Genomic DNA, 15723 nt, shown 5'->3' on the forward strand with positions numbered 1-15723 from the left:
GAACACGGAAGTTAAGCTCTTTAGCGCCAATGGTAGTTGGGACTTTGTCCCTGTGAGAGTAGGACGTTGCCAGGCACTTGAAAAAGGACTAGCTATTTTAGCTAGTCTTTTTTTGTATGTTCATTTAAGTAACAAGAAATTAAGTAAGGAATCTTTTGAGCCGTAACTTCAAGGAACCTCAAGATAAATGGGTAATCTTTCGAAGAGTATGTATGCAATAATTCATACCACCACTCTGTTTCATAACGTGAAATCATACTTAAATTATAAAGTAATAAATAATGTGCCAACATCTCAGGGAAATATAAGCAGCTATCTTTTTCCAAAGGTGCATGCAGCGTGTTATTTTGGAAATTGTACATAAAAGGTGAACAATTATATAAACAGCTTGAAGGATCAAGAATACATACCTGATCTTCTGACAGAGACAATGATAGGCGGGAACGCTCTTTTAAAAAAGAGTAGAGCCTTTCGTGATTCATATGATAACACCGTGTGACTTGTTCAGGAATAGACAAAGAGGTAGCTGGAAGCGATCCAATAGTTGTTAAATGGGAAAATGACCTAGTACCCAAATTTAAAAATAATGTATCTAATTCCGGTACGCACGACAACAGATAATTCATTGTGTATTTACTACCTTCTAGTTGTTTCACATGAAACAATTCTTCTCCTACTTGTGAAAACAAACCGCTTTTTTGGATCTTAACTTCATCATCTAGAAAATCATAACTTTGTTTTTTTCTTTTTCGTGTTGATACTCCATGTGCTAACACCGCTGTATTTTCTGGATATACTGGGTTTTGCGTTAACAAACAGGCTTTTAACAGCTGTGACATTCCATAAAATAATAAAACTGGTTGAACTGATACAGGAGATTGTGCCGCAACTTGATAATAATTTTTACTGTGTTCCAAATAATAAATAAATGGGTAACTGTTTTTAAAGCTATGTTGCTCTGCATCGCTATAATTTAATTTTTGATAGCGCTTTCTTAAAAAGTCTTGTACAAAAGGAACGGAGAAAAATAAATTGTAGGACGTCCAAACATCATTAAATTTATGCAACTAAATCACCTTTTCTTTTTATTAGAATTATCTGATATCTAGTGAAGTTATTGACAGGTACATATCTGCTTGTTAATCTACTAATAATATTCTGTCGTTTAAAGGAGGATTCTATAATGTGGGAAAGCAAATTTTCTAAAGAAGGCTTAACATTTGATGACGTTTTACTGGTGCCAGCAAAATCTGAGGTACTGCCTAAAGACGTTGATATGAGTGTTGAACTAACAAAAACATTAAAATTAAAGGTGCCGTTCATCAGTGCAGGAATGGATACAGTTACAGAAGCTGAAATGGCTATTGCGATGGCTAGACAAGGTGGTTTAGGTATCATTCACAAAAACATGTCGATTGAACAGCAAGCAGAACAAGTTGATAAAGTAAAACGTTCTGAAAGTGGTGTTATCACGGATCCTTTCTTTTTAACTCCTGAAAACCAAGTATTTGCCGCTGAACATTTAATGGGCAAATATCGTATCTCAGGTGTGCCGATTGTCAACAACGAAGAAGAACAAAAACTAGTTGGAATCCTTACAAACCGCGACTTGCGTTTTATCCAAGATTATTCAATGCAAATTGCTGATGTAATGACAAAAGAAGAATTGGTTACTGCTCCAGTAGGAACGACTTTAGAAGAAGCAGAGAAAATTCTACAGCAATACAAAATTGAAAAGTTACCTCTTGTAGATGACAATGGCGTATTAAAAGGCCTTATCACAATTAAAGACATTGAAAAAGTAATTGAGTTTCCAAATGCAGCTAAAGATCAACAAGGTCGATTATTAGTTGGAGCAGCTGTTGGCGTAACAGCTGATTCAAACGTTCGTATCGAAAAATTAGTACAAGCTGGCGTTGATGTTATCGTTATTGATACAGCGCATGGACATTCACAAGGCGTTTTAGATACGGTAAGCAGCATTCGCGAGGCATATCCAGAGTTAAATATTATTGCTGGTAACGTAGCAACTGCTGAAGGTACAAAAGCATTAATTGAAGCAGGAGCAAATGTAGTAAAAGTAGGAATTGGACCTGGTTCAATTTGTACAACTCGTGTTGTAGCTGGTGTAGGCGTTCCACAAATTACAGCAGTATATGATTGTGCAACTGAAGCTCGTAAGCACGGTGTAGCTATTATCGCAGATGGCGGTATTAAATACTCTGGAGATATTGTAAAAGCACTTGCAGCTGGTGGACATACAGTAATGCTAGGAAGCCTTCTAGCAGGAACGACAGAAAGTCCTGGAGAAACAGAAATCTACCAAGGTAGACGCTTTAAAGTGTACCGTGGAATGGGCTCTGTAGGAGCTATGGAAAAAGGAAGTAAAGATCGATACTTCCAAGAAGATAATAAAAAATTAGTTCCAGAAGGTATCGAAGGACGTTTGCCTTACAAAGGACCTGTAGCAGATACTTTATATCAAATGATTGGCGGTTTACGCGCAGGAATGGGTTACTGTGGTTCAGCTAACTTAGAAGCGTTACGTGAACAGGCACAATTCATTCGTATGACTGGAGCAGGTTTAAGAGAAAGCCACCCACATGATGTACAAATCACAAAAGAATCTCCTAACTATTCTATGAGATAATCATGAATGTTAAAAAAACACGTTTCCCTATTAGGAAACGTGTTTTTTATGTCATGGATCATGAATGTAACAGTACTTCTTTATCTATTTTTTTAAATTTTAGTATGATAAAATTACATTTATGTGAGTTTACGTTTGGAGGGTATAGAGTGAGAAACGCAGTACAGAAACAATTAATTTGTGTCATTGCTGTTATGTTAATGGCCAGCGTATTTTTTGTCTCTACACAAGCATCAGCTGCTCCTAAAACAGATGATATTGGCGTTGAAGCAGATGCAGCGATCTTAGTAGAGGCAAGTACGGGGAAAGTATTATACGGGAAAAATACGGATGCTTTATTAGGTATTGCAAGCATGACAAAAATGATGACAGAATACCTAGTATTAGAATCCATAAAAGATAAGAAATTATCTTGGGATCAACGTGTGCCAGTTAGTAAATATGCAGCTAAAATTTCTCAAGATTATGGATTATCGAATGTACCGTTAATTGAAAACCAAAAATACACGGTGAAAGAATTATATGATGCCATGGCTATTTACTCAGCTAATGGAGCTGCAATTGCTTTAGCTGAAGCTGTCAGTGGTTCTGAAGAAAACTTTATTAAGTTAATGAACGAAACGGCAAAAAGATTAAATATGGGTGAATCAAAATTTGTCAATTCCACAGGTCTTTCTAATTCTCTGTTAAAAGGAATGTATCCAAAAGGAACGAAGGAAGAAGATGAGAACCTTCTATCGGCTCGGGCAGTTGCTACCCTTGCTTATCACTTAATTCATGATTATCCAGAATCTTTGGAAGTAGCTAAAACTCCTTCTAAGATGTTTAGACAAGGGCAACAAGGGGAAACAAAAATGAACAATTGGAACAAGATGCTCCCAGGTTTTTCAGCTGCCTACAGCGGCGTAGACGGTTTAAAAACTGGCCATACAGATTTTGCAGGTCAATGTTTCACTGGGACTGCAGAGCGTAACGGGGTAAGATACATAACAGTTGTAATGAATGCTAAGGAAAACGGCAAGTCTACGGAAGCTGCTCGTTTTTCCCAAACAAAAAAGATATTGGATTATGCTTTTAGTCATTTTCAGTTAAAAGAAGTAGTGCCTGCTAACGGCGAGATTAAAGGGCATGAAACAATTAATGTTGCTAAAGGAAAATCAAAAGAAGCTTCCGTTTCTCCAAAGAATTCGGTAAAGATTATTACCGAAAAAGGTCAAAAAGATCATACTAAAATCAACTTTAAGTTAAACGATAAAGTTATGAACGATCAAAAAGTTGTTGCTCCTATTAAAAAAGGAGAAACAGTTGCTTATGTCAGTGCAACAAACAGCAATCTTAAAGATTTAGGCTATGTAGGAGGTCAAACTACAGATAGCATGACGCCGGTTGTGACAAACGAATCTGTTGAAAAAGCTGGATGGTTCTCTCTCGCTATCCGCAGTATTGGCAACTTCTTCAGCGATATTTGGATGAATGCTGCAAATACAGTGAATAACTGGTTTTAATGATAACTTAAGAGAAAGAAGAGATACTACAAGAGAGTATCTCTTCTTTTTATTTTTAGATTTGTTTGTATATAATCTATAAATTAGATAGGAATTTTCCGAAAAATGCGGTAAAATAGACACTAAGTTTTGAATTTTGTATATACACTAAAAATTATTGTGAAACACTTGATACAGGAGGAAGACAAACATGAATAACATTACAGGTACTGATCGTGTAAAACGAGGAATGGCGGAAATGCAAAAAGGCGGCGTTATCATGGACGTGATCAATGCAGAGCAAGCAAAAATTGCAGAAGCAGCAGGTGCTGTTGCCGTTATGGCATTAGAGCGTGTTCCAGCTGATATCCGTGCAGCAGGCGGCGTGTCTCGTATGGCAGACCCAACAATTGTTGAAGAAGTGATGAATGCAGTGTCCATTCCAGTTATGGCAAAAGCTCGTATTGGCCATATTGTTGAAGCACGCGTGCTAGAAGCGATGGGTGTAGACTACATCGATGAAAGTGAAGTGTTGACTCCAGCTGATGAGGAGTTTCATTTAAATAAAAATACATTTACGGTTCCATTTGTGTGCGGTTGCCGTGATCTTGGCGAAGCATCTCGTCGTATTGCTGAAGGAGCTGCAATGCTTCGTACAAAGGGCGAACCAGGGACAGGAAACATCGTGGAAGCAGTACGCCATATGCGTCAAGTAAACGCTCAAGTACGTAAAGTTGTGGGTATGGACGAAGATGAGTTAATGACAGAAGCTAAATTATTAGGCGCACCTTATGAGTTATTACTGCAAATTAAACGTGAAGGTCGTTTACCGGTTGTAAACTTTGCAGCAGGCGGTGTAGCAACACCAGCAGATGCAGCGTTGATGATGCAGCTTGGAGCAGACGGCGTGTTCGTTGGATCAGGAATCTTCAAATCAGACAACCCTGAAAAGTTTGCGCGAGCAATCGTGGAAGCAACAACACATTATCAAGACTATGAGCTGATTGCAAACTTATCAAAAGGGTTAGGAAGTGCAATGAAAGGGATTGAAATTTCATCATTATTACCAGAAAACCGCATGCAAGAGCGTGGATGGTAATTTAAAGGGAGTTTTGACAAAATGGTAAAAGTAGGCGTTTTAGGATTACAAGGTGCCTTTCGCGAGCATGCACAAGCATTAGAAGCAGCAGGCGCTGAAGCCATTATCATAAAAAAAGTTGAACAGCTAAACGAAATAGATGGTTTAATCCTACCGGGCGGCGAAAGCACAGCGATGCGTCGTCTGATCGACAAATATGACTTTATGGAACCTCTTCGCCAGTTTGCACAAGCAGGTAAACCGGTATTTGGTACGTGTGCCGGTTTAATTTTACTTGCAGGACAAGTCGTTGACCGTGAAGAGCCTCATTTAGGTGTTATGGATATTACGGTAGCTCGAAACTCGTTTGGGCGTCAACGGGATAGCTTTGAAGCTGCCCTAAATATTAAAGATATCGGTGAAGATTTTATAGGCGTATTTATACGTGCTCCGCATATTGTAGAAGTAGGAGAAAACGTTGAAGTCTTAGCAATGCATAACGATCGAATTGTTGCGGCAAGACAAGGTCAATTCTTGGGATGTTCGTTTCATCCAGAATTGACAGATGATGCTCGCATGGCGCAGTATTTTGTAGCAATGGTTGAAGAAGCTTCAAAAAAACCTGTATAAATGAATTGCATCTTGTAAAGACTTGTAGTACATTATGATTAATAAAAATGATATTGGTATAAAGCGTTGATAGGAAATAGTAATAAGATTTTTGATTTCAAGAGAGTCGATGGCTGGTGTGAATCGATAATCAATTCTTATGAATCCGTCCTGGAGCAAGCTGTCGAAAAAGTAGTAGGCAGTTTCGGTTCATCCGTTATCTGGTTTAAGAGGAAGGCTTATTTTAGCTTTCAATTAGGGTGGCAACGCGGGTAAACTCTCGTCCCTTTCATGGGGATGAGAGTTTTTATTTTGCCCTTTTATACTAAAGGAGGTACTAAATATGTTAGATTTAAAATTTTTACGTGCTAATTTTAATGAAGTAAAAGAAAAGCTCAAGTTTCGTGGTGAGGACTTAACGGACTTAGGTCGCTTTGAAGAGTTAGATGCAAAACGCCGTGAGCTAATTGCTCAAACAGAAGAGTTAAAAAGCAAGCGAAATGAAGTATCACAGCAAATTGCACAATTGAAGCGTGAAAAACAAGATGCTGATCATTTAATCGTTGAAATGCGTGAAGTAGGAGACCGCGTAAAGCAATTGGATGAAGAGCTTCGCAGCGTTGAAGAAGAATTAGAACTATTGCTGCTTTCAATTCCTAACGTTCCACATGAAAGTACGCCTGTAGGTGAAACTGAAGATGATAACGTAGAAGTTCGCAAATGGGGAGAAATTAAACAATTTGATTTTGAACCAAAACCGCATTGGGATTTAGGAACAGATTTAAATATTTTAGATTTTGAAAGAGCTTCGAAAGTAACGGGAAGCCGCTTTGTATTTTATAAAGGGTTAGGTGCAAGATTAGAACGCGCTCTTATTAACTTTATGATGGATTTACATATGGATGAACATGGTTATGAAGAAATCCTTCCTCCATATATGGTGAATCGCACAAGCATGACAGGAACAGGGCAGCTTCCTAAATTTGAAGAAGATGCATTCAAGATTAAAGAAGAAGATTATTTCTTAATTCCTACAGCTGAAGTACCAGTTACAAATTTACATCGTGATGAAATTTTAAGCGGAGATCAGCTTCCAATTGCTTATACAGCGTATAGTGCTTGCTTCCGCTCAGAAGCAGGCTCTGCAGGAAGAGATACACGTGGTCTTATTCGTCAGCATCAGTTTAATAAAGTAGAACTCGTTCGCTTTGTTAAGCCAGAAGATTCCTATGATGAATTAGAAAAATTAACGGGCCATGCTGAAAAGGTTCTTCAACTATTAGGTTTACCTTACCGAGTTCTAAGCATGTGTACAGCTGACTTAGGTTTCACAGCAGCCAAAAAGTATGATATTGAAGTTTGGATTCCAAGTTATGAAACGTATCGTGAAATTTCTTCTTGTTCAAACTTTGAAAGCTTCCAAGCTCGCCGTGCTAATATTCGCTTCCGCCGTGATACAAAAGCAAAACCAGAACATGTTCATACACTAAACGGTTCTGGCTTAGCAATTGGTCGTACGGTAGCTGCAATTTTAGAAAACTACCAGCAGAAAGATGGATCAATTCAAATTCCAGAAGTGCTGCGTCCATATATGGGAAATAAAGAATTTATCTCTAAATAAAAGTAGAAGGTGTTCATTAAGAATTAATTCTTAATGAACATCTTTTTTAAAAACATCAATAAAAGAGTTGACTTTATTATTTGTATATGATAAATTAATACTTGTCGATACGGAGGAATACCCAAGTCCGGCTGAAGGGATCGGTCTTGAAAACCGACAGGGGTGTTAAAGCCCGCGGGGGTTCGAATCCCTCTTCCTCCGCCATATTTGACTTATAATGCAATTAACATAGCGCGATAAATTGGAGATTGGAAAACCGTTACTTATAAGTAACGGTTTTTTATTTGTTAAAAATGCCGCTTTATTTATTAAAGCGGCATTTTTTTATAGATGACGACGTTTTAGCTTTTCATTATGTTGTAAAAAGCGAGCCACTTTTTCAACAATTGATTCAATTGAATCAGGATCCTTGATAAGGTCGTATTCTCTAATATCTAAACGAAGAATAGGGCAAGCCGTAAAGTTATTAATCCAGTCTTCGTATCGGGCGTGCATCTCTTTCCAATAATCAAGAGGCGTTTGCTGTTCCATTGGTCGCCCTCTTTCTTGAATGCGATCTACAATATCTTCGAAGCTGCCTTCCAAATAAATGAGCAGATCCGGATGAGGAAAATATGGAGTCATAACCATCGCATCGAACAAGCTTGTATATGTTTCATAGTCTACTTTAGACATTGTTCCTTTTTCAAAATGCATCTTAGCAAAGATACCGGTATCTTCGTAAATGGATCTGTCTTGGATGAAGCCGCCGCCATACTCGAAAATTTTCTTTTGTTCTTTAAAGCGTTCTGCTAGAAAATATACCTGTAGGTGGAAGCTCCAACGTTCAAAATCTCCATAAAATTTGTCCAGGTAAGGGTTGGAATCTACTTTTTCAAACGATGTGCGAAATTGGAGAGCATCAGCCAATGATTGAGTCATTGTAGATTTCCCAACTCCAACTGTACCCGCTATCGTCAACACAGCATCATTAGGAATGTTGTATTTCGATCGTAAGTTTACCATTACATACTCCTTTTTAACATACTCTCTTGAACCTCTGATAGGATTCTATTTAAGTGTTGTTTATTTTGTACAAAATCTATTTCATCACCGTCATAACGTAAAATGGTTACATCAGGGTTATTTTGTTCAAACGCCGTCATAGCTTTTTCATAATCATCACTTAGCCTCGCAAGGTAGTGAGGATCGATGTTTCGTTCAATTTCTCTTCCGCGCATTTTAATACGCTTTAACAAGGTATCTAAGCTGGCATTTAAATAAATAATAATGTTCGGAGCTGGCATATCAGCCGTTAAGATGTGGAAGATTTGTACATATTTTTTATACTGTTCATCTTTTAACGTTTGCTCAGCAAAAATCATGTTTTTCATAATATGATAATCTGCTACAACAGGTTTTTTATAAGATAAGAACCCTTTTTGAATATCCTCCAACTGCTTATATCGATTACATAGAAAAAACATTTCGGTTTGAAAACTCCACTCGTTGATATTTTCATAAAATTTCCCGAGAAATGGATTTTCATCTACGATTTCTTTTAAAATTTCGAATTGAAATGCTTGTGCAATCTCTTTAGCTAGAGAGGTTTTTCCGACACCGATGGGTCCTTCTACTGAAATAAAAGGTGTGCCTTGCATTCATTTGCCTCCTTCATGACCACTCGTTCAAAAAAAACAGACAAAAAATATTTTAACATAGAGAAGGAGAATAAGGGGAAAAGAAATTTCTTTCAGTAAGAAGAATAACAAAAAGCCTACTGTTAACAGTAAGCTTTCCCTATTTATGGCTGTGTCACTCTTTTTGTAATCTTGAAGTTGTCTTCAATCAAGAGCCAGTTTTGCGGGAAATCTAAGCCTAGTTTCCAGTAGGCCATTCCTCTAAGTTTTAATTCTTTGATTAAATCAAACTTGGCCTGAATAGACCTAGCGTCTTCAAACCATACTTCGTGGGTGCGCTGCTGCTCATCTTTATACCGGAAGAAAGGAGCTTGTGCTTTATTGTCGTATTGAATAGCTACTTTATAGCGAGCTGCCAACTCAATAGCTCGTTGAGGACTAATGGCTTTGGCATATTCTCCTCCTGGTTTGTAAGGAAGTGTCCAATCGTAACCGTATAGGTTTTGGCCCATGATAATTTTTGAACTAGGTATTTCAGATATTGCATATTCTAAAACATCACGTACGGGACCAATAGGAGAGACGGCCATAGGAGGCCCACCGCTATATCCCCATTCGTATGTCATCGGAACAACGAAGTTAGCAATCTCTCCAATGGCTTTATAATCATGTGCTTCATACCATTTGCCTTTTTGATCTCGACTTGTCTTCGGAGCTAAAGCGACAGACATAAGAAGTTGCTCATCTTGAAGACGCTTTTTTGCTTTCTGTAAAAATGCAATATAGGCTTCTTTATCTGCCGGACGCAAAAATTCGAAGTCAAAGTGAATGTCTCTGAAATTTTGTTCTTTCGCTGTTTTTACAATATTATTTAAAAGCGTATCTTGAACGTCTTTATTAGTTAAAATTGCTCGGCCGACTTCGTCACTGAATGCGCCGTTTTCAATATTAGCCAATACCATTAAGAAAATGACGTCATTTTCTTTAGCAATAGAACCTAAATTGTTAAGTGGAGGTGCCTTTAGAGAACCGTCTTTTTGCACTTCGAAGTTCGCTGGCCCGAGATAAGTAAGGTATTTTGCATTTTGATTAATCATTTTCTCTGTTTGAGGAGTGATTTTTCGATTGCTTGTTTCAACATACCCTAAAAACTCACCGTTTCTTTTGTTGGGGGAAGGGGGAATTAAGATGCGGCGGCCAGGGGTTAAGGGTGCTGTAACTGAAACATTGTTCGCATTGGCAATAGCCTGATAGCTAACGCCTAATTTTCTTCCTACCTTCCATATAGTGTCCCCAGCTTTTACTGTGTAGTAAGTACCATTGATTGGAATAACCATAGATTGCCCGATAACGAGTTGATTTGGGTTAGGTAATTCATTTGCTCTTATAATTTTCCCTGTGTCAATGCGGAACTGTTTTGCAATACTATATATACTGTCACCTGCTTTAACAGTGTAAATTTGCATAATAAAAAGCCTCCATTTCATATGACTTACTTCCATCATATGAGAAGGCTTTTTACTTAATTCATCAACTCGGTATGTTTGCAAATACGAGCATTTAATACGTTATGCATCATTCTCAAAGCAAAGGTATTGTCTTCATCTGCGTTTGAAGCAATACAATCTTCAGGCACAATTAAGTTATACTCACGCATATAAGCATCGTTGGCTGAAAAAAGCACGCATATATTTCCCGCAATTCCTGTTAAAATAAGTGTATGGACATCGAGCTGTGATAGCAAAATATTCAAAGCTGTCCCATAGAAGATAGAATGCTTTGGTTTAATTAAAAAGTAATCAGCGTTTTGTGGTGAAATGTGATGTAGAATGGGTGAGCTTATCTCATTTGTGCAGTGTGTTAAAATGGTTTCTAAGTTTGCTTGCCATAGCTTATAGTGGTCATTTACATAGATAATAGGGATATGTTGAGACGATGCGTACTGTTTTAACTGGGCAATGTTTTGAGCAATGGTTAAAGATTTTTCAGCAAGTATTTTGCCGTTTTTAAATTGAAAATCGTTTAGCATATCAATAATAATTAAAGCAGTTTTAGCGTTCTTCACACAAAGTCTCTCCTTTTCCTGATGTACATAGTAAATAGTTTGACTCAGAAAAAATATAATATGTAAGGTTGGATAAAAAGTGTTAAATGATGAAAAGTATATGAGGTTGGCAATTGATGAAGCATTAAAAGCCAAAGATAAATTAGAGGTTCCCATTGGAGCAGTTATTGTTCAAAATGATGAGGTGGTTGCTTCAGCTTATAACTTACGAGAAACAGAACAGCGATCAGTTGCCCATGCAGAACTTTTAGCAATTGATGATGCATGTAAGAAATTAGGAACATGGAGATTGGAAGACGCTACGTTATATGTCACCTTAGAACCATGTCCGATGTGTGCAGGTGCTATTGTATTATCAAGAGTGAAAAGAGTTGTGTTTGGAGCTTATGATCCTAAAGGTGGCTGTGCGGGAACATTGTTAAACTTATTAGAGTTTGAAAAGTTTAATCATCAAGCACAAGTAGTAGGAGGTGTGCTAGAAGAAGAATGCGGGAGCCTCTTAACGACCTTTTTTCGTGAGTTGCGTCAACGAAAAAAGGCTGGAAAATAGCGCTAAAAAAGTAAGTTTTCTATAGCAGTTGCATTTTTGAATGAAAAGACGTATACTTGTAAATGCATCAACTTGATGCCCAAACTATTGGTTTCAACTTTGCCGTGCTAAGCGGGGAGGTAGCGGTGCCCTGTACTCGCAATCCGCTCTAGCGAGGCCGAATTCCTTCTTGAGGTTAGCTCATCTTAGGGCCTGCCTTAAGTAAGTGGTGTTGACGTTTGGGTCCTATGCAATGGGAATCTGTGAACCCTGTCAGGTCCGGAAGGAAGCAGCAGTAAGCAGAACCTCTCATGTGCCATGGGGTCGCCTAGACCGAGCTAACTGCTTAAGTAACGCCTGGGGTGGCTAATCGACGGAAGGTGCACGGCAGTTATATACATAAGTTTAGTCTACTCTGTTGGAGTAGGCTTTTTATTTTATCTCTCACTATTTTGAAAAAAAACCTCATAATACGCTATAATGATAACTAATGAATTATATTAAAAGGAGAGGATGTAGTGGCATATCAGGCTCTGTACCGTGTATACCGTCCTCAAAGCTTTAACGACGTAGTCGGTCAACAACATATTATCAAAACACTTCAAAATGCCCTTGTCCAAGAGAAATTTTCGCATGCGTATTTATTTTCTGGGCCTCGGGGAACAGGAAAGACAACAGCTGCTAAAATTTTAGCGAAAGCCGTTAACTGTGAAAAAGCACCCATTGCTGAACCCTGTAATGAATGTGCAACTTGTCGGGGAATTACTGATGGTTCCATTTCTGATGTAATTGAAATTGATGCAGCTTCTAATAATGGAGTCGATGAAATTCGAGATATCCGTGATAAAGTAAAATATGCACCTAGTGCTGTTCGATACAAAGTGTACATTATTGATGAAGTTCATATGCTTTCAATTGGAGCTTTTAACGCTTTGTTAAAAACGTTAGAAGAACCTCCTGCACATGTTATCTTTATTTTAGCTACAACAGAGCCGCATAAAATTCCATTAACGATTATCTCTAGATGTCAGCGCTTTGATTTCAAACGCATTTCGCCAGAAGATATCGTATATCGAATGAAGGAAGTATTAGGTTCTGAAGAGCTAGAAGTAAGCAAGGATGCTCTTTACGAAATTGCGAAAGCTTCAGAAGGCGGCATGCGTGATGCACTTAGTCTTTTAGACCAAGCTATCTCGTATAGTACGGAGAAGGTGAGCTTAGAGGATGTTCTATCCATAACAGGAGCAGTATCACAGTCTTTTATTGTGAAGATCGTCCAAGCTATCTTTAACGAAAACATTGTAGAAGCGCTAGACTCTGTTGAAAGTTTGATTAAAAACGGAAAAGACCCAGCGAGGTTTGTAGAGGACCTCATCTTCTATTATCGTGATGTTCTGCTTTATCAAGCTTCTGAAGAAAACGCATATTTACTTGAAAAAGCAGCGGTTAACGAAGAGTTTAAAGAACTCAGTTCAAAAATGGATAGTGCTTTTATTTATAAGGTCATTGCTGAATTGAACCAAACTCAGCAAGAGATGAAATGGAGCAATCATCCTCGAGTGCTACTTGAAGTAGCTTTAGTAAAATTAGCTCAAAGTTCTACAAGTCAAGAGAGTGCTCTTCCATATCAAGACATTTTGCGAAAAATGAATCAAATGGAAGCAGAACTGCAGCAGTTAAAAGAAAAAGGCATTCAAGTTGATCATACAGCTCAGGCAGTGCAAACAGAGAAAAAACAGACAAGACAGTCCAGAAGTCAGTACAAAACGCCTGTTGGGAAGGTAAATGAAGTTTTAAAAAATGCCACTCGGCAGAATTTAGAAACGATTAAGCGATCTTGGGCGCAGGTGTTGGACACATTGAAACAACAAAATAAAGCTTCACATGCAGCGTTGTTATCTAACAGTGAACCGGTTGCGTCTTCAGATCAATCATTTATACTTAAGTTCAAATATGAAATTCATTGCAAAATGGCTTCTGAAAATAACAACAATGTACGTGATAATTTAGAGAATATCTTATATACTTTAATTGGCAGCAAGCGTGAAATGGTTGCAATTCCAGAAAGTGAATGGGATAAAGTAAGAGAAGAGTTTCTTCAAGGACAGCAAAGTGATGGGTCATCAGGTCAACCACAGGAGGAAGACCCTGTGGTTGCAGAAGCGAAAAAGCTATTTGGAGAAGACTTAATCGAAATTCAAGAGTAAATTTAGGAGGAATGTTCATATGATGAAAGGCATGGGCAATATGCAAAAAATGATGAAACAAATGCAAAAAATGCAAAAAGATATGCAAAAAGCGCAGGAAGAGTTAGCTGAAAAAACTGTTGAAGGTACAGCTGGCGGCGGAATGGTAACAGTTGTAGTTAACGGTCAGAAACAAGTAATTGATGTAAATATTAAAGAGGATGTAGTAGATCCTGAAGATATTGAAATGCTACAAGATTTAGTACTAGCAGCAACAAATGACGCATTAAAACAAATGGACGATTTAACAAATAACACAATGGGTCAATTTACAAAAGGTTTAAATATTCCAGGACTTTAATAAGGTGGTTGCCACGTGCATTATCCAGAACCAATATCCAAGCTTATAGATAGTTTTATGAAGTTACCCGGCATTGGTCCAAAAACAGCTGTTCGCTTAGCGTTCTTTGTTTTATCTATGAAAGAAGATACAGTATTAGATTTTGCAAAAGCATTAGTCAATGCGAAGCGGAATTTAACCTATTGTTCAGTTTGCGGACATATCACAGATCAAGATCCTTGTTACATTTGTCAAGATCAGCGCAGAGAGCGAAATGTGGTATGCGTCGTGCAAGACCCTAAGGATGTCATTGCAATGGAGAAAATGAAAGAATATAACGGCTTGTATCATGTCCTGCATGGCGCAATTTCACCTATGGAAGGAATAGGGCCTGAAGATATCAAAGTACCAGAGTTATTAAAAAGACTTCAAGATGATGAGATTCAAGAAGTGATTTTAGCCACTAACCCGAATATAGAGGGCGAAGCTACGGCTATGTATATCTCTAGGCTCTTAAAGCCGACAGGAATTAAAATTACTAGAATTGCTCATGGGTTACCCGTTGGAGGAGACCTTGAGTATGCAGATGAAGTAACTTTATCTAAAGCCCTAGAAGGTAGAAGAGAAGTATAACGAGGTACTCGCATATGTTTTTTAAAAGAAAAGGTTGGTTACGCAAAGAGCATGATGATGAATTTGTGAAGACTTTTATGCAAGTAAAGCAGGAATGGAGTCACAAAACTTCAATGGTAGAAAGAAGTGTAGATCCTTCAGAAGAGGTAATGGTAGATATTCGATTAGCCAAAATGAAGTATCTTTTTCTATTAAAAGAAGCTAAGCATCGAAATATTTCAATTAACAGGATGTCATAGAGGCATCCTGTTTTGTTGTCTTTATAAAATAAGGATTTCCCTCCGTGAAGTAGTGCTTTTTTTGAATGCTTGGACATACATATAAGGTAACTTATCTGCTTTAAGAAGGAGGCAACATGCTAAATCATCCCATTGTAGTTGTGTCTTTTTTAACAGGACTAATCATTCTACTCTTAGTAACAGGTGGTGTTGAAAAAATGCTTCGAGTCATTGGAAATTTATCGATTAAGCTGATTATTGGCGTTCTGCTGCTTTTCTTTATTAACATCTTTGGCGTACAGTTCGGTATTCATATCCCTATTAACTTCCCCACAGCCATTGTTTCAGCTATTTTAGGTATTCCAGGAATAGCTGCCTTACTTGTTATTAATAATTTCATATTATAATTTGGAGGAATATCCAAAATAAAAGTTTTCTGGAATCTTTTCGAGAAAACTTTTATTTTTTTTGAAAAAGTTATTGACCAATAAGTTAACAGATGTTATATTTATATACGTCGCTAAGACAACAACAAAAAATAACTCAAAAATAACTTAATGAAAAAAGTTGTTGACAAGTTATTCTCGAGGTGGTAAGATGAGAAAGTCGCCTTGAGACAAGAGTTCTTTGAAAACTGAACGAAATAGTAAACGTCAACGTTAATTTTTATTTTTTAAATTGAGCAAGTCAA

At 37.6% G+C, this 15723-nt stretch carries 16 protein-coding genes, 1 tRNA gene, 1 other RNA gene and 1 other annotated feature; of the genes, 13 read left to right on the forward strand and 5 right to left on the reverse strand.

Going from position 1 to position 15723, the window contains the following annotated elements; translation table 11 throughout:
- Positions 1-101: 101 nt before the first annotated feature.
- Positions 102-1067 carry a YaaC family protein gene (locus ACFX4G_RS27770; RefSeq protein WP_377578297.1) on the reverse strand — a complete coding sequence of 322 codons (966 nt, stop codon included), beginning with the start codon at positions 1065-1067 and terminating at the stop codon, positions 102-104.
- A gap of 116 nt (positions 1068-1183) precedes the next feature.
- On the opposite strand from ACFX4G_RS27770, the gene guaB reads away from it, so the two are divergent.
- The 6 genes from guaB (at position 1184) to ACFX4G_RS27800 (ending at position 7646) form a co-directional block, all read left to right on the forward strand.
- Positions 1184-2650 carry an IMP dehydrogenase gene (gene guaB, locus ACFX4G_RS27775; RefSeq protein WP_013081319.1) on the forward strand — a complete coding sequence of 489 codons (1467 nt, stop codon included), beginning with the start codon at positions 1184-1186 and terminating at the stop codon, positions 2648-2650.
- Positions 2651-2799: 149 nt separating this feature from the next.
- Positions 2800-4155 (forward strand): serine hydrolase, encoded by a 1356-nt coding sequence (locus ACFX4G_RS27780; protein WP_028410382.1) that lies wholly within the window; start codon positions 2800-2802, stop codon positions 4153-4155.
- 190 nt (positions 4156-4345) lie between these two features.
- Positions 4346-5233, forward strand: a complete 888-nt coding sequence (gene pdxS, locus ACFX4G_RS27785) for a pyridoxal 5'-phosphate synthase lyase subunit PdxS (protein WP_013054829.1) — start codon at positions 4346-4348, stop codon at positions 5231-5233.
- 21 nt (positions 5234-5254) lie between these two features.
- Positions 5255-5842: a pyridoxal 5'-phosphate synthase glutaminase subunit PdxT gene (pdxT, locus tag ACFX4G_RS27790; protein WP_013081320.1), complete on the forward strand. Its 588-nt coding sequence runs from the start codon at positions 5255-5257 to the stop codon at positions 5840-5842.
- A gap of 57 nt (positions 5843-5899) precedes the next feature.
- Positions 5900-6112: a binding site (T-box leader), on the forward strand.
- A 52-nt stretch (positions 6113-6164) separates the two neighbouring features.
- Positions 6165-7442 carry a serine--tRNA ligase gene (serS, locus tag ACFX4G_RS27795; RefSeq protein WP_377578299.1) on the forward strand — a complete coding sequence of 426 codons (1278 nt, stop codon included), beginning with the start codon at positions 6165-6167 and terminating at the stop codon, positions 7440-7442.
- A 111-nt stretch (positions 7443-7553) separates the two neighbouring features.
- A tRNA-Ser gene (locus ACFX4G_RS27800) sits at positions 7554-7646 on the forward strand.
- Between the two features lie 120 nt (positions 7647-7766).
- Here the strand turns inward: ACFX4G_RS27800 and ACFX4G_RS27805 are convergent.
- The 4 genes from ACFX4G_RS27805 to ACFX4G_RS27820 form a co-directional block, all read right to left on the reverse strand.
- Positions 7767-8447: a deoxynucleoside kinase gene (locus tag ACFX4G_RS27805; protein ID WP_013054832.1), complete on the reverse strand. Its 681-nt coding sequence runs from the start codon at positions 8445-8447 to the stop codon at positions 7767-7769.
- Positions 8447-9082, reverse strand: coding sequence for a deoxynucleoside kinase (locus ACFX4G_RS27810; RefSeq protein WP_028410386.1), 636 nt, complete (start codon positions 9080-9082; stop codon positions 8447-8449). Before ACFX4G_RS27810 ends, ACFX4G_RS27805 begins: the two co-directional genes overlap by 1 nt.
- A gap of 143 nt (positions 9083-9225) precedes the next feature.
- Complete coding sequence (locus tag ACFX4G_RS27815; RefSeq protein WP_377578301.1) at positions 9226-10527, reverse strand: LysM peptidoglycan-binding domain-containing protein; 1302 nt, start codon at positions 10525-10527, stop codon at positions 9226-9228.
- A gap of 56 nt (positions 10528-10583) precedes the next feature.
- On the reverse strand, positions 10584-11126 hold the full coding sequence (locus tag ACFX4G_RS27820) for a cysteine hydrolase family protein (RefSeq protein WP_043977087.1): 543 nt from the start codon (positions 11124-11126) through the stop codon (positions 10584-10586).
- 79 nt (positions 11127-11205) lie between these two features.
- Between ACFX4G_RS27820 and tadA the strand changes: the two genes are divergently transcribed.
- The 7 genes from tadA (at position 11206) to ACFX4G_RS27855 (ending at position 15439) form a co-directional block, all read left to right on the forward strand.
- A complete protein-coding gene (gene tadA, locus ACFX4G_RS27825) occupies positions 11206-11676 on the forward strand; it encodes a tRNA adenosine(34) deaminase TadA (RefSeq protein WP_230185679.1) in 471 nt (156 codons plus the stop codon).
- Between the two features lie 102 nt (positions 11677-11778).
- An RNA gene (ffs, locus tag ACFX4G_RS27830) (signal recognition particle sRNA large type) lies at positions 11779-12043 on the forward strand.
- A gap of 130 nt (positions 12044-12173) precedes the next feature.
- The gene (gene dnaX, locus ACFX4G_RS27835; protein ID WP_377578304.1) at positions 12174-13862 is read left to right on the forward strand and encodes a DNA polymerase III subunit gamma/tau; all 1689 of its coding nucleotides are present in this window, start codon (positions 12174-12176) and stop codon (positions 13860-13862) included.
- Positions 13863-13881: 19 nt separating this feature from the next.
- Positions 13882-14202, forward strand: a complete 321-nt coding sequence (locus tag ACFX4G_RS27840; RefSeq protein ID WP_013081327.1) for a YbaB/EbfC family nucleoid-associated protein — start codon at positions 13882-13884, stop codon at positions 14200-14202.
- Between the two features lie 15 nt (positions 14203-14217).
- Positions 14218-14814 (forward strand): recombination mediator RecR, encoded by a 597-nt coding sequence (gene recR / locus ACFX4G_RS27845; protein WP_013054839.1) that lies wholly within the window; start codon positions 14218-14220, stop codon positions 14812-14814.
- Positions 14815-14828: 14 nt separating this feature from the next.
- Positions 14829-15053 (forward strand): YaaL family protein, encoded by a 225-nt coding sequence (locus ACFX4G_RS27850; protein ID WP_377578306.1) that lies wholly within the window; start codon positions 14829-14831, stop codon positions 15051-15053.
- Positions 15054-15169: 116 nt separating this feature from the next.
- Positions 15170-15439 carry a pro-sigmaK processing inhibitor BofA family protein gene (locus ACFX4G_RS27855; protein ID WP_028410391.1) on the forward strand — a complete coding sequence of 90 codons (270 nt, stop codon included), beginning with the start codon at positions 15170-15172 and terminating at the stop codon, positions 15437-15439.
- Positions 15440-15723: the final 284 nt, after the last annotated feature.

It is taken from the genome of Priestia sp. YIM B13486 (genome assembly GCF_042787865.1).
GTDB lineage: Bacteria > Bacillota > Bacilli > Bacillales > Bacillaceae_H > Priestia > Priestia megaterium.

Excerpts from the sequence above, each read along its gene's own strand:
- guaB (WP_013081319.1), top strand. The coding sequence starts at position 1,184 with ATGTGGGAAAGCAAATTTTCTAAAGAAGGCTTAACATTTGATGACGTT.
- pdxS (WP_013054829.1), top strand. The coding sequence starts at position 4,346 with ATGAATAACATTACAGGTACTGATCGTGTAAAACGAGGAATGGCGGAA.
- pdxT (WP_013081320.1), top strand. The coding sequence starts at position 5,255 with ATGGTAAAAGTAGGCGTTTTAGGATTACAAGGTGCCTTTCGCGAGCAT.
- serS (WP_377578299.1), top strand. The coding sequence starts at position 6,165 with ATGTTAGATTTAAAATTTTTACGTGCTAATTTTAATGAAGTAAAAGAA.
- ACFX4G_RS27805 (WP_013054832.1), bottom strand. The coding sequence starts at position 8,447 with ATGGTAAACTTACGATCGAAATACAACATTCCTAATGATGCTGTGTTG.
- ACFX4G_RS27810 (WP_028410386.1), bottom strand. The coding sequence starts at position 9,082 with ATGCAAGGCACACCTTTTATTTCAGTAGAAGGACCCATCGGTGTCGGA.
- ACFX4G_RS27815 (WP_377578301.1), bottom strand. The coding sequence starts at position 10,527 with ATGCAAATTTACACTGTTAAAGCAGGTGACAGTATATATAGTATTGCA.
- ACFX4G_RS27840 (WP_013081327.1), top strand. The coding sequence starts at position 13,882 with ATGATGAAAGGCATGGGCAATATGCAAAAAATGATGAAACAAATGCAA.
- ACFX4G_RS27850 (WP_377578306.1), top strand. The coding sequence starts at position 14,829 with ATGTTTTTTAAAAGAAAAGGTTGGTTACGCAAAGAGCATGATGATGAA.
- ACFX4G_RS27855 (WP_028410391.1), top strand. The coding sequence starts at position 15,170 with ATGCTAAATCATCCCATTGTAGTTGTGTCTTTTTTAACAGGACTAATC.